At 68.3% G+C, this 13,058-nt stretch carries 10 protein-coding genes; 4 read left to right on the top strand and 6 right to left on the bottom strand.

Annotated elements, in window-relative coordinates:
• Window positions 1–36: 36 nt before the first annotated feature.
• The 3 genes from ASD55_RS01610 to mnmG form a co-directional block, all read right to left on the bottom strand.
• Window positions 37–2,367: a Tex family protein gene (locus ASD55_RS01610; protein ID WP_056763236.1), complete on the bottom strand. Its 2,331-nt coding sequence runs from the start codon at window positions 2,365–2,367 to the stop codon at window positions 37–39.
• Window positions 2,368–2,520: 153 nt separating this feature from the next.
• Complete coding sequence (locus ASD55_RS01615; RefSeq protein ID WP_056716569.1) at window positions 2,521–3,297, bottom strand: RDD family protein; 777 nt, start codon at window positions 3,295–3,297, stop codon at window positions 2,521–2,523.
• Between the two features lie 63 nt (window positions 3,298–3,360).
• Entirely contained in the window at window positions 3,361–5,238 is a 1,878-nt protein-coding gene (gene mnmG / locus ASD55_RS01620; RefSeq protein ID WP_056763239.1) for a tRNA uridine-5-carboxymethylaminomethyl(34) synthesis enzyme MnmG, read from the bottom strand.
• A 613-nt stretch (window positions 5,239–5,851) separates the two neighbouring features.
• On the opposite strand from mnmG, the gene ASD55_RS01625 reads away from it, so the two are divergent.
• Window positions 5,852–6,031, top strand: coding sequence for a hypothetical protein (locus ASD55_RS01625; protein WP_235577698.1), 180 nt, complete (start codon window positions 5,852–5,854; stop codon window positions 6,029–6,031).
• Window positions 6,032–6,123: 92 nt separating this feature from the next.
• On the opposite strand, the gene pepN is transcribed toward ASD55_RS01625, so the two are convergent.
• Window positions 6,124–8,778 carry an aminopeptidase N gene (gene pepN, locus ASD55_RS01630; RefSeq protein ID WP_056763241.1) on the bottom strand — a complete coding sequence of 885 codons (2,655 nt, stop codon included), beginning with the start codon at window positions 8,776–8,778 and terminating at the stop codon, window positions 6,124–6,126.
• A 66-nt stretch (window positions 8,779–8,844) separates the two neighbouring features.
• Between pepN and ASD55_RS01635 the strand changes: the two genes are divergently transcribed.
• Window positions 8,845–9,846, top strand: coding sequence for an aldose epimerase (locus ASD55_RS01635; protein WP_056763242.1), 1,002 nt, complete (start codon window positions 8,845–8,847; stop codon window positions 9,844–9,846).
• Window positions 9,840–10,793 (top strand): pyridoxal-phosphate dependent enzyme, encoded by a 954-nt coding sequence (locus tag ASD55_RS01640; protein ID WP_200946063.1) that lies wholly within the window; start codon window positions 9,840–9,842, stop codon window positions 10,791–10,793. Before ASD55_RS01635 ends, ASD55_RS01640 begins: the two co-directional genes overlap by 7 nt.
• On the opposite strand, the gene ASD55_RS01645 is transcribed toward ASD55_RS01640, so the two are convergent.
• Complete coding sequence (locus tag ASD55_RS01645; protein WP_056763246.1) at window positions 10,794–11,675, bottom strand: DMT family transporter; 882 nt, start codon at window positions 11,673–11,675, stop codon at window positions 10,794–10,796. It abuts the gene before it with no gap.
• A gap of 79 nt (window positions 11,676–11,754) precedes the next feature.
• Between ASD55_RS01645 and ASD55_RS01650 the strand changes: the two genes are divergently transcribed.
• The gene (locus ASD55_RS01650; protein ID WP_056763248.1) at window positions 11,755–12,345 is read left to right on the top strand and encodes a DNA-3-methyladenine glycosylase I; all 591 of its coding nucleotides are present in this window, start codon (window positions 11,755–11,757) and stop codon (window positions 12,343–12,345) included.
• 45 nt (window positions 12,346–12,390) lie between these two features.
• Here ASD55_RS01650 and ASD55_RS01655 read toward each other — a convergent pair whose 3' ends face one another.
• Window positions 12,391–13,011, bottom strand: coding sequence for an NAD(P)H-dependent oxidoreductase (locus ASD55_RS01655; RefSeq protein WP_056763249.1), 621 nt, complete (start codon window positions 13,009–13,011; stop codon window positions 12,391–12,393).
• Window positions 13,012–13,058 lie beyond the last annotated feature (47 nt).

Consider the following 13,058-nt stretch of genomic DNA (forward strand, 5'->3'; position numbering starts at 1 on the left):
TAAAGTAACGGAAAGCCTGCGGCTGCACCATCGACGTCAGTTCTTGCGAGCCTTCGCAAAAGCATCCGCGAAGGCGCCGCTGGCGGGTGGCGGCGTGGGCTTGGGCAGGCCGCCACGGCTTGGCGGACGGCCATCGCGTGGTCCGCGGCCTTCCGTTGCGCCGGCGCCGCGTTCGCGCGTTTGTCCGGGTTCGTCGTCCAGCCGCATGCTGAGGCCGATGCGCTGGCGCGGCAGGTCGACTTCCATCACTTTCACCTTGACGATGTCGCCGGCCTTCACCGCGTCGCGCGGATCTTTCACGAAGGTATGCGACAGCGCCGAGACATGGACCAGGCCGTCCTGGTGCACGCCGATGTCGACGAAGGCACCGAACGCGGCCACGTTGGTGACGCGGCCTTCGAGGATCATGCCCGGCCGGAGATCCTTCACGTCCTCGACGCCTTCGGCGAAGCTCGGCGCCACGAATTCCGGGCGCGGATCGCGGCCGGGCTTCTCCAGTTCCTTGAGGATGTCGCGCACGGTCGGCACGCCGAATTTCTCGTCGGTGAACTGTTCGACCTTCAGCCCGCGCAGGAAGCCGGTGTCGCCGATGATGTTGCGCACCTCGCGGCCGCACTGGGCGATGATCCGCTCGACCACCGGATAGGCTTCCGGATGCACCGAGCTGGCGTCCAGCGGATTGTCGCCGTTCGGCACGCGCAGGAAACCCGCGCATTGCTCGAATGCCTTGTCGCCCAGCCGCGGGACTTTCAGCAGCGCCTTGCGGTTGGCGAACGGACCATTGGCGTCGCGGTGCTTGACCACGTTCTCGGCGATGCTGGCGCTGAGGCCGGCGACGCGGGACAGCAGGGCGGCCGAGGCGGTGTTGACGTCCACGCCGACGGCATTGACGCAATCCTCGACGCGGGCATCCAGCGCGCGGGCCAGCTTGATCTGGTTCACGTCGTGCTGGTACTGGCCCACGCCGATCGCCTTCGGCTCGATCTTCACCAGCTCGGCCAGCGGGTCCTGCAGGCGGCGGGCGATCGACACCGCGCCGCGCAGGGTGACGTCGAGGTCGGGAAATTCCCTGGCGGCAGTTTCGGACGCCGAATACACCGAGGCGCCCGCCTCGCTCACCACGATCTTGGCGATCGTGTGCGAGGCGTCGGCCTTGGCCAGGCCCTTGATCAGTTCGCCGGCCAGCTTGTCGGTCTCGCGCGAGCCGGTGCCGTTGCCGATCGAGATCAGGTCGACGTGATGCTGCTTGCACAGCCGCGCCAGCGAGGCCAGCGATTCGTTCCACTGCCGCTTCGGCTCCAGCGGGTAGATGGTATCGGTGGCGAGGACCTTGCCGGTGGCGTCGACCACGGCGACCTTGCAGCCGGTGCGGATGCCGGGGTCCAGCCCCATCACCGTCTTCGCGCCCGCCGGGGCGGCCAGCATCAGGTCCTTCAGGTTGTCGCCGAACACCCGGATCGCCTCGTCCTCGGCACCTTCACGCACGCGCCCGAACAGGTCGAGGGTGAGGTGCAGGTGCAGCTTCACGCGCCAGGTCAGGCGCACGGTTTCGCGCAGCCAGGCATCGGCGGCGCGGCCGCGGTTGTGGATGTTCGCGTGCGCCGCCACCCGGCCCTCGGCTTCGGCGTGGCCCTGCTCGCTGTCGGCGGCGGGTGCCAGCTCGATCTCGATCACGCCTTCGTTGCGGGCGCGCATCAGTGCCAGCAGGCGGTGCGAGGGAATCTTGCCGATCGGTTCGACGTGGTCGAAGTAGTCGCGGAACTTCGCGCCCTCGTTCTGCTTGCCCTCGACCACGGTCGCGCGGATCTGCCCCTGCGTCCACAGCCAGTCGCGCAGCTCGCCGACCAGGTGAGCGTCTTCGGCGATCGACTCCATCAGGATCGCGCGGGCGCCATCCAGCGCCGCGCGCACGTCGGTGACGCCTTTCTCCGCGTCGACGAAGGGCTCGGCGAACGCTTCCGGGGTCAGCGTGGGATCGTCACGGAGGCCCAGCGCCAGCGGTTCCAGCCCTGCCTCGCGGGCAATCTGAGCCTTGGTGCGGCGCTTGGGCTTGAATGGCAGGTACAGGTCTTCCAGCCGCGCCTTGGTGTCGGCGGCGAGCAGGTCGGCCTTCAATGCGTCATCGAGCTTGCCCTGTTCCTCGACGCTGGCGAGGATCGCCGCGCGACGTTCTTCCAGCTCGCGCAGGTAGCGCAGGCGTTCTTCCAACAGGCGCAGCTGGGTGTCGTCGAGGCCGCCGGTGACCTCCTTGCGATAGCGCGCGATGAACGGCACGGTGGCGCCGCCGTCGAGCAGTTCGACCGCGGCGCGGACCTGGGCGGTGCTGGCGGCGATATCGGTGGCGATGCGTTGTTCGATGCTTTGCATGAGCGACTTTCGATTCCTTGCAACGGCGCGCGGCGCCGGATAAACGGGACTGACCCTCGATGATAACAAGTGATCCCGAGGGCGCTGTCCCGCCAAACAAAACGGCGCCGCGGATCGACCGCGGCGCCGCTGCTGTCCTGATTCAGGCCAGGATCACGCGTTGAACGAATTGTTCTTCTTGCCGGCGGGCGCGCCGTTGAACTCGCTGGCGCGGCCGTTCAGCACCAGGGTGCCGCAGATCATGTCGTGCAGGCCCTGCTTGCGCTGGGTCCAGCCGGCCATCAGGAAGCCGACGCCGAGAATGATCGCGCTGAGGAATTTGGCGAAATAGCGGCCCAGTGCCTTCAGGAAGCTGATCCGGTTGCCGTCCAGGTCGGTGACCCGGATGCCCAGCGCCAGCTTGCCCACCGTGCCCTGCCAGGCCGAACTTTCGCAAACCACGAAGTAGAGGATGCCCATCACTAGGATCAGCAGCATCGCCGGCCACATCGTGCCGTAGTAATGCGCGTTGGCCGCCATCATCGCGTCAGGGTTGCCAGCACCATCGAGGATCGCCTGCTGCAGCGCGGCCTTCGCCGCGGTGCCACCGAACGCCTTCTCGATCAGCATCTGCGGGATGTACAGGATGATCGCGTCGAGGATGTAGGCGGCGAAGCGCTTCCAGAAGCCGGCATAGTCTTCCAGCGCGGCGGCCGTGGTCTGCGGCAGCAGCGGTGCAGCAGGTGCGGCGTATGGGTTGCTGCCTGCGGCGGCCGCAGGTACCGCGTTCACCGCGTCGGGAAACAGCACCGACAGCGGCTGCCAGTCGGCGAGGCCTTCGTACCAGGCCAGGTCGGCCGGGCTGACCTGGCCGCTGCGCAACCACTGGCGCACGTCTTCTTCCTTGTAGGGGCCATGTCGTTCACCGTCGCGGCCGATCCAGATCTCCATTGCGCACTCCCCATGCTGGTCAAAGTGGGCATGATGCCATGACCGGCCGCGATTGCCGCAAGCTCAGGCCGCGTTGCGGCGCTTCAGGTGCACCAGCAGCAGCGAAATCGCGGCGGGCGTCACGCCGCTGACGCGGGCGGCCTGGCCGACGGTGGCCGGCAGCGAACGCTTGAGCTTCAGCAGCACTTCGGCGGACAGCCCGCGCACCTTGTCGTAGTCGAACCCGGCCGGGATCGGCAGGTGCTCCTGGCGACGCTGGCGCTCGATCTCCTCGCGCTGGCGCTCGAGGTAGCCGGCGTACTTCACCTGCACCTCGACCTGTGCCACGACATCCTCGGCGGTCAGCGTCGGGCCCAGTTCGGCGACCTCGGCAAGCCTGGCGTAGTCGAGTTCGGGGCGGCGCAGCAGGTCGGTGGCGCTGGTCTCGCGGGTGACCGCGATGCCGAGCTGCCGCTGCACGGCCGCGCCCAGCGCATTCGTCGGCGAGATCCACAGCGAGCCGAGTCGCTGCAGTTCGCGCTCCACCGCGTCGCGCTTGACGCGCAAGGCATCGAAGCGCGCCTGCGCCACCACACCCAGCTCGAAACCCCGTTCGGTGAGGCGCAGGTCGGCGTTGTCCTCGCGCAGGTGCAGCCGGTATTCGGCGCGCGAGGTGAACATGCGGTAGGGCTCGATCGTGCCGTTGCTGGTGAGGTCGTCGATCAGTACGCCGATGTACGCCTCGTCGCGGCGCGGATACCACGGCGCCTTGCCCTGCACCGACAGTGCCGCGTTGAGGCCGGCGATCAGGCCTTGCGCGGCGGCCTCTTCATAGCCGGTGGTGCCGTTGATCTGGCCGGCGAAGTACAGGCCGGGGATCGCCTTGGTCTCCAGCCACGGATTCAAGCCGCGCGGATCGAAGTAGTCGTACTCGATCGCGTAGCCGGGGCGGGTGATGTGGGCGTGTTCGAAGCCCTTGATCGACTGCACCAGGGCCAGCTGCACGTCGTACGGCAGCGAGGTGGAGATGCCGTTCGGGTAGATCTCGAACGTGTCCAGCCCTTCCGGCTCGATGAAGATCTGGTGGGAGGACTTCTCGGCGAAGCGCACCACCTTGTCTTCGATCGACGGGCAATAGCGCGGGCCCACGCCCTCGATCTGGCCGGTGTACAGCGGCGAGCGGTCCAGCGCGCCGCGGATGATCTCGTGCGTGTGCTCGGAGGTATGCGTGATCCAGCAGCTGACCTGGCGCGGGTGTTCGTCACGCGAGCCGAGGTAGGAGAACACGGGTGCCGGCGTGTCGCCGGGCTGCTCGTCGAGGCCGCTGAAATCGATGCTGCGCAGATCGATCCGCGGCGGCGTGCCGGTCTTCAGGCGGTCGGCGGCCACCGGCAGTTCGCGCAGCTTTTGCGCCAGCGTGCTGGCCGGCGGATCGCCCGCGCGACCACCCGCGTACTGCGCCTGGCCGATGTGGATCTTGCCGGCGAGGAAGGTGCCCGCAGTGAGCACCACGCTGCGGGCGTTGAACGTGAGGCCCATCTGGGTGACCACCCCGCAGACGCGTTCCCCTTCGATGATCAGGTCGTCCACCGCCTGCTGGAACAATTCGAGATTGGGCTGGGTTTCCACGATGTAGCGGATCGCCGCCTTGTACAGGGCGCGGTCGGCCTGGCAGCGCGTGGCGCGCACCGCCGGGCCTTTCGACGCGTTCAAGGTCCGCCACTGGATGCCGGCGCGGTCGGCCGCATGCGCCATGGCACCGCCCAGCGCGTCGATCTCCTTGACCAGGTGGCCCTTGCCGATGCCACCGATGGCCGGGTTGCAGCTCATCTGGCCGATCGTCTCGATGTTGTGGCTGAGCAGCAGGGTGCGCGCGCCGGTGCGGGCGGCGGCCAGCGCGGCTTCGGTGCCGGCATGGCCGCCGCCGATCACGATGACGTCGTAACGGGTCGGGTGGTGCATCAAACTGACCTGAGCGTGCAGAAAGTGACGAAACGGGGCGACATGGTAACGCCATCAAGGGTTTGTGAGCCGAAACCGATGGATGGCACGCTTCCTGCTTAGACTGCGTCAGCACTTTCCAGGGCAGACGCTGCGCGACTACGCGCGCCGAGATCGAACTGACAGGGGTTCGATCGCGTACCGGGAAAGGAAGCAAGACGGCACCCTTCGGGGTGCCGTCGTCTTTTGTGCAGTCCGAACGGCCGTGCGCACTGCCGGATCGCCCAAATGACGAGGCCCCGCGGTGGTAGCCGCGGGGCCTCGTGCTTTTAGATCTGGCGCTCGGCGGTCTCAGGAACAGGGGGAATCCAGGATGACCGTATTGCCGAACGCCAGAAACCGGAAATTCGCTGAAACGAAAGCAGCGTCTGCCGTCTCGTGGTGCGGGTCGATAGTCACCGAAAATGCGTGAACAAAGGGTGACTGAAAAGGAATTTTGTGCCGGACCGCGGCAGCTGATGACGTGCTGCGTCAGTCGTGTGATCCATGCCCGGAAAAACTGTGACGAACATCACACATGGCATGGCGGTTGCATTCCTTTCGCTACCAACCACGAAGGGGATATGTCATGGACATGAGCTTCGATTTCCAACCCGTCTATCCGCATCATGACCTGCTGGTCGAACTGGGCCAGGTCGAAATGGACATCGACGAGCTGTACGACCGCAATGACAGCGAGCGTGACGCGCTGCAGCCCGACCTGGAATCGCGCATGCAGAGCCTGCTGGATGCGCTCGATCATCTGGCCGTCTGAATGAAGAACCCCGCCCACGTGCGTGGTGACACCACCACGCACCGCAGGGCGAGATACCGGGGCAGCCCCACTGCGCGGCACCCCGTCGACGGTCAGTGATTCAACACGCTGCCGATGATTTCGGCGAGATTGCGGGACAGCCCGCGATGCGCCGCCAGCTTCACGATCACCGTCCGCGCCGCCTCGCGCCGCCGCGGTTCCAGCCGCTGCCAGCCGTTGAACGCCGTGGCCAGTCGCGCCGCGACTTGCGGGTTCAGCGCATCCAGCGACACCAGGCGCTCGGCCAGCAGGCGATAGCCGGCACCATCGATGCGATGGAAGCCGCTGGGGTTGTTGCGCACGAACGCACCCAGTAGCGACTGCACCCGGTTCGGATTCTTCAGCGTGAACGCGTCGTCGCGCTCCAGCAGTTGCACGCGCTCCAGCGCGGGCTCGCCCGGCAATTGCGCCTGCACCGCAAACCACTTGTCCAGCGCCAGCGCATCGCCGGCATGACGTGCGCGGTATTCGAGCAGGGCTGCGGACGCCTGCGGCGCGCCACTGCGCACCAGCACGGACAGCGCGGCGAGGCGATCGGTCATCCCCGGCGCGTCGCGGAACTGCGCGGCCGCCAGCTCGGCCGCGCCGTCACGGTCCAGCAAGGCCAGCAACTCCAGCACGCGGCGCTTGAGCCGGCGACGCGCCTGGCTGACGGCATCCAGCGCGATGCTGGTGTGCGCGGCCAGCGCGGCGTAGCGCTGGCGCAGGGCGTCGGCGCCCAGGCGCGCGGCCAGCCGCTGCTGCAGTTCCTGGCGCAACTGGTGAATGCGCTGCGGATCGATCGCCGACTCGCGCTCGGCCAGTTCCACCTCGCCCGGCGGAGTCAGCAGGTCGGCCAGCAAGGCGTCGTCGATCGTGGCGTTGCCGAACAGCGAGGCCAGCGCATCGCACCAGGCCAGCAAGGCGTCGGACGCGTTGCCGTCGCGCAGGTTCTCGTAGGCACGCGCCGCCAGTTGCTGGCCGGCTTCCCAGCGGTTGAAGCCGTCGATGTCGTGGGCCAGCAGCAGGGCCAGCTCATCCGGTGCGTAGTCGCACTCCAGCACCACCGGCGCGGAAAAGCCCCGCAGCAGCGACGGCACCGGCGCGGTGATCACGTTGGTGAACACGAAGTCCCGTTCGGCCTGGTCCAGCACCACCACCATCTCGTTCGATGGTCCGGACGTCTGGCCGTCCAGATGCAGGGGCAGCATGTCGCCGTGGCGGGTGAACAGCGCCAGCTTCACCGGGATCGGCAGCGGCGGCCGTGCCTCCGCGCCGTTGCCGCTGGGCGCACGCTGGCCCAGGCTCAGCGTGTAGGTATGCGCGGCTGCGTCGTACTGGCCGTGAGCCTTCAGTCGCGGCGTGCCGGCCTGGCCGTACCAGGCCAGGTACGGGGTGAGGTCGGTGTCGTTGGCTTCGCCCAGCGCGGCGAGGAAGTCCTCGATCGTGGCGGCGCGGCCGTCGTTGCGCTCGAAATACCGGTCCATGCCGCGACGGAAGCCGTCCTGACCCAGCGCACCAGCCAGCATGCGCACCAGCTCCGAGCCCTTCTCGTAGACGGTGGCAGTGTAGAAATTGTTGATCTCGCTGTACTGCGCCGGGCGCACCGGATGCGCCAGCGGGCCGGCGTCTTCGGGGAACTGGGCGCGGCGCAGCAGCGACACGTCCTCGATCCGCTTCAGCGGCGCCGAGTTCATGTCGGCCGAGAAGCTCTGCTCGCGGAACACGGTGAGCCCTTCCTTCAGGCTCAGCTGGAACCAGTCGCGGCAGGTGACGCGGTTGCCGCTCCAGTTGTGGAAGTACTCGTGGGCGACCACCGCCTCGACGTGGCGGTATTCGTCGTCGGTGGTCGAATCCGGATCGGCCAGCAGGCACTTCGCGTTGAAGATGTTGAGGCCCTTGTTCTCCATCGCGCCCATGTTGAAATCGTGGGTGGCGACCACGTGGAACACGTCCAGGTCGTAGTTGCGGCCGTAGGCCTGCTCGTCCCAGCGCATCGAACGTTCCAGCGCATCCATCGCATAGTGGCAGCGGTCGATCGCGTCGGCCTCGGCCCAGATCTTCAGCTGCACCGCGCGGCCGTCGGCGGTGACGTAGTCGCGCTCGATCATGTCCAGCCGGCCCGCGACCAGGGCGAACAGGTAGCTCGGCTTGGGATGCGGATCGACGAAGCGCGCCCAGTGCCGGCCGCCCTCGAGTTCGCCGGCGCCATCCGGATTGCCGCCGGCCAGCAGCACCGGGAAGCGCGCGCGATCGGCACGCAGGGTGACCGTGTAGCTGGACAGCACGTCGGGCCGGTCGGGGAAGAAGGTGATGTGGCGGAAACCCTCGGCCTCGCATTGGGTCAGCAGGAAGCCGGCCTCGCGCGAGCCGGACAGGTACAGGCCTTCCAGTGCGGTGTTCGCCGCCGGGCGCAGCCGCACGCGGGTCTCCAGCACGCTGCCGTCGCGGGCGCCGTCGACTTCCAGCACGTTGTCGGCGTAGCGGTAGGCGGTGGCGGGCAACGGCACGCCATCCAGGCTGATCGACAGCAGCTGCAGGTCCTCGCCATCCAGGCGCAGCGGCGCGTCCTGGGCGGGGTCGCGGCGCAGGCGCAGGCGCGAACACAGTTCGCTGGCGTCGATGCCGAGGTCGAAATCCAGTTCGACCGTCTCCACGCGCCAGGCTGGCGCACGGTAGTCGCAAAGACGGATCAAGGCCGGGGCGGCTTGCTCGGGGAGTGCATGCATGGGATAGAGATGGGGCGTGGGGATCGAAAAGGATACCATGCACCTGTTAAACCACAGGAAAATCCCATGGGTGCGACGCGCTACACCGCCCGGCTCAGCCGCCTTGGCGATCAGGACATCGTGGTGCTGACGGACGTCGACGGCGGCCGCTGCATCCGCATCGCGCGACGTGGTGCGGCCTTGCTCAGCTTCGAGGCCGATGTCGACGGCACAACCCGCGACCTCGCCGCCGGCTATGAAGACGCCAGCGAGATCGTGCACCGGCCGGGTTCGCGCTTCGCGATCATGGTGCCGTTCGCCGGCCGCATCGCCGATGCGCGCTATGACTTCGACGGCCAGCCGCAGGATCTCGATCCGGGCGTCACTGGCGCCGATCGGGCCAGCCGCCACGGCTTCGTGCGCGACGCGGTGTTCGAGGTCGCCGATCTGGGTGCGGACGACGATGCCGCCCGGGTCACCTTGCGCACCAGCGCGATCCGCCCGCAGCCGGGCTATCCGCATGCGATCGACCTGGCGGTGACGTTCACCCTCGACTACGCCGGACTCGGCCTGGAGGCCGTCATGCGCAACGTCGGCGACAGCGCGGCGCCGTGCTTCTTCGGCTGGCACCCGTACTTCCGCGTAACCGATGGCGAGGTCGACGACTGGCAGTTGCAGATTCCCGCGCAGACCCTGATCCGCACCGGCGCCGACCTGATCGCGCTGGCCGGCGCCGAGGCGTATGTACCGCTGGACGATGCGCCGGCGCTGGATTTCCGCCGGCCGCGGCTGATCGGCGACAGCATCCTCGACCAGGGCTATACCGACCTGGCGGCCGACGCCGATGGCCGCATCCGCACCCGCCTGGCCGATCCGGCCAGCGGCTTCGCTGTCACGGTGTGGCAGGAGCGCGGCGTGATGCACGCGTTCACCGCCGACACGGTGAGCCGCGATGCGCGCCGCGCGATCGCGCTGGAGCCGATGGAATGCATGGCCGACGCCTTCAACCGTCCCGAATGCGCCGCGGCGATCCGGCTGGAGCCGGGCGCCGAGCGCATTTTCCGCTGTGGCGTGGAGATCGAATCGTGAAAGATGCCCTGCCGTGTTTCGACGACATCCGCGATGCCGCCGCGCGCATCGCCCCGCACGCGCGACCCACCCCGGTCCTGCGCAGCGCCCGGCTCGATGCGCTGGCCAACGCCGAGCTGCACTTCAAGGGCGAGCACCTGCAGCGTGGCGGCGCGTTCAAGTTCCGCGGCGCCTGCAATGCCGTGTGGTCGCTCGACGACGCCACGGCGGCGCGCGGCGTGGTCACCCATTCCTCCGGCAACCACGGCAACGCGCTGGCGCTGGCCGCGGCCACCCGCGGCATCGCCGCCCACGTGGTGGTGCCCGAGGGCGCGGTGCGCGCCAAGCTGGAGGCGATCGAGCGCGCCGGCGCGATCCTGCATCGCTGCGCGCCGACCCAGGCGGCCCGCGAGGCGAAGTGCGCCGAAGTGCAGCGCGACACCGGCGCCGAACTGGTGCATCCGTATGCCGACACGCGGGTGATGGCCGGGCAGGGCACGCTCGCCCTCGAACTGCTGCAGCAGGCCGGCGCGCTGGACGCGCTGATCACCCCGGTCGGTGGTGGCGGCCTGGCCAGTGGCGTGGCGATCGCCGCCCACGGTCTCGACCCGGCGCTGGCGCTGTTCGGCGCCGAGCCGCTGGGCGCCGACGACGCGGCGCGTTCGCTGGCCCGGGGCACGCGGGTCACCAGCGTGGTGCCCGACACCGTCTGCGACGGCCTGCGCGCCCTGATCGGCGAGCGCAACCTCGACGCGCTGCGCGCTCATCATGTCGAGGTGATCACCGTCAGCGACGCGGAGACCATCGCGGCCATGCAGTTGCTGTGGACCGAGCTGAAGCAGGTGGTGGAAGTGTCCAGCGCCACCGTGCTGGCGGCGATCCTGCAGCAGCCGCAACGCTTCGCCGGCAAGCGCGTCGGCGTGGTGCTGACCGGCGGCAACGTGGATCTCGCCGCGTTGCCGTGGTGATCAGGCGCGGCGTTTCGCACCCACGCCGCTGACCGCCACCAGCCCGGCCAGCACGAACACGATGCCCAGCAGCTCCATCATCGACGGCTGCTCGTGCAGGATCAGCCAGGCCAGCAGCACGCTGACGATCGGCACGCCCAGGCTGGAAATGCTGGCCACCGTGGTCGGCAGCCGCTGCAGCACGATCGACCACAGCCACCAGGCCAGGCTGGAAGCCAGCAGCACGCTGTAGGCCAGTCCCGCGACGAAGGCCGCGTTCCACTCGATCGCCCGCTCCGGCACCGCCAGCGCGATCGCGCCCAGCACCACGCCGCCCAGCAGCATCTGCCACGCGGTGAGGTTGAGCACCGACGGCGCGTGCCGCTGGAACATCCGCTTGCTGAGCACCGTGCCGGCCGCCCAGGCCGCGCCGCCGGCGATCGCCAGCGTGGTGCTCAGCGCGCTGCCCAGGTCATGCCACGGTTCGATGATGCAGAGCAGCCCGATCGCCGCCAGCCCCACGCCGATCCAGTGGCGTCGCGTGGGCCGGTCGCCCAGCACCAGCCAGGCCAGCAACACCGCCCAGAACGGCATGGTGTAGGCGAGCAGGGCCACATGGCCGGCGCCGCCGCCGATCAGCGCCCATTGCTCCAGCCCCTGGAACGCGGTGGTCTGGCACAGGCCGATCAGCAGGGTGGGCAACAGCGGCGGTGGCCGCAGCGATTGCCGCGACAGCAGCAGCGCGCCGAACAGCACGGCGGCGCCGAGCAGGTAACGCAGCGCCGCGAAATGGAACGGGCCGGCATACGCCAGCACCTGTTTCATCACGACCCAGCTGTACGCCCAGATCAGGATGGTGACGAACAGCGCGGACAGTGCGCCGCGTGAGGGCGAGGGCGACATGGGAAACCGGGGGCGGATGGGGCGACAAGTCTAGCGGGCTGGGTTAGCTTGTGCGGCACCTCGTGAGCACAAGCCCGCCATGACCAGGACCACCGAACCGCACCGTTGCCAATGGGCCGCCGCCGGCGACGCCCTGATGCGCGACTACCACGACACCGAATGGGGCACGCCGCTGCACGACGACCGCGGCCTGTTCGAGTTCCTCTGCCTGGAAGGCGCCCAGGCCGGCCTGTCGTGGCGCACCGTGCTCAACAAGCGCGACAACTACCGCAAGGCCTTCCACGATTTCGAGATCGCCCGGGTGGCCGCAATGACCGATCGCGAGCTGGAAAAATGCCTGCTTGATCCCGGCATCATCCGCAACCGCCTCAAGGTCTCCTCGGTCCGCGACAACGCCGTCGCCGCGCAGAAGGTGATCGGAGAATTCGGCAGTCTGGACGTCTGGCTGTGGTCCTTCGTCGACGGCAAGCCGCTGCGCAATCGCTGGCACGAGCAGGCCGAGGTGCCGGCCAGCACCGAACTGTCCGACCGCATGAGCAAGACGCTGAAGAAGCGCGGCTTCCGCTTCGTGGGCACCACCATCTGCTACTCGCTGCTGCAGGCCACCGGGATGATCAACGATCACCTGGTGGGCTGCTTCCGGCACAAGGCCTGCGCCGAGGGACGTTGAGCGACCGATCGCTGTCGATCGCGCTGGCGCCGCCACGGCGCAGCTTCATGTGCAGGACGGGACCGCGGTCGAGAAGTGATCCTGCATGGTCTGCTCCGCCCTGGCGCGGGCTTCGGCGACGGCGTGGGGGCCAAACGCCGTCCCTTGAACGGAGAAGAAGGTCAGCTCGTGCAGCCCGATCATGCCCAGGATGGCTTGCAGATACGGCACGAGAAAATCCGGCTGGCGCGCGCCAGGGCCGGAGAATCTTCCACCCGAGGACACCGCGACGAAGACTGGACGGTCCTTCAGCAGGGCGACCTTTCCGTCCCTGCCGACATCGAACGTCCGACGCACCCGGACCACGTGGTCGAGCCACAGTTTCAGCGCGGCGGGAACGGTGAAGTTGTGCATCGGCGTGCCGATCACCACGATGTCGGAAGTTTCCAGCTCACGGATCAGCTCGTCGGAGCGGGCGGCCGTGCCTGCGTCGGAGATGTCCGCCGTCGCCTGCTGGGAAACGGCGTAGTCCTCGTCGATGGGCGACAGCGCGCTGCCGCTGATGTCCCGGCGGATCACCGTGGACGCCGGCACGATCCGCCGCAGTGATCCGATGATCCGTTGCGAGAGCCGATGGCTTTCGGAGTCTTGCCCGCGCGGGCTGCAGGTGACGTGCAGGATTTTCATGAGCCGCTTCCGTGATGTCGCGATGGAGCCTTCATGCTAGGCATGGC

Origin of the sequence: Rhodanobacter sp. Root561 (genome assembly GCF_001427365.1) — a bacterium.
Taxonomy (GTDB): Bacteria; Pseudomonadota; Gammaproteobacteria; order Xanthomonadales; family Rhodanobacteraceae; genus Rhodanobacter.

What these genes read in the sequence shown, in the direction of transcription:
- ASD55_RS01610 (WP_056763236.1), bottom strand. Translation starts at nt 2,367, where the DNA reads ATGCAAAGCATCGAACAACGCATCGCCACCGATATCGCCGCCAGCACC.
- ASD55_RS01615 (WP_056716569.1), bottom strand. Translation starts at nt 3,297, where the DNA reads ATGGAGATCTGGATCGGCCGCGACGGTGAACGACATGGCCCCTACAAG.
- mnmG (WP_056763239.1), bottom strand. Translation starts at nt 5,238, where the DNA reads ATGCACCACCCGACCCGTTACGACGTCATCGTGATCGGCGGCGGCCAT.
- ASD55_RS01625 (WP_235577698.1), top strand. Translation starts at nt 5,852, where the DNA reads ATGAGCTTCGATTTCCAACCCGTCTATCCGCATCATGACCTGCTGGTC.
- pepN (WP_056763241.1), bottom strand. Translation starts at nt 8,778, where the DNA reads ATGCATGCACTCCCCGAGCAAGCCGCCCCGGCCTTGATCCGTCTTTGC.
- ASD55_RS01635 (WP_056763242.1), top strand. Translation starts at nt 8,845, where the DNA reads ATGGGTGCGACGCGCTACACCGCCCGGCTCAGCCGCCTTGGCGATCAG.
- ASD55_RS01645 (WP_056763246.1), bottom strand. Translation starts at nt 11,675, where the DNA reads ATGTCGCCCTCGCCCTCACGCGGCGCACTGTCCGCGCTGTTCGTCACC.
- ASD55_RS01650 (WP_056763248.1), top strand. Translation starts at nt 11,755, where the DNA reads ATGACCAGGACCACCGAACCGCACCGTTGCCAATGGGCCGCCGCCGGC.
- ASD55_RS01655 (WP_056763249.1), bottom strand. Translation starts at nt 13,011, where the DNA reads ATGAAAATCCTGCACGTCACCTGCAGCCCGCGCGGGCAAGACTCCGAA.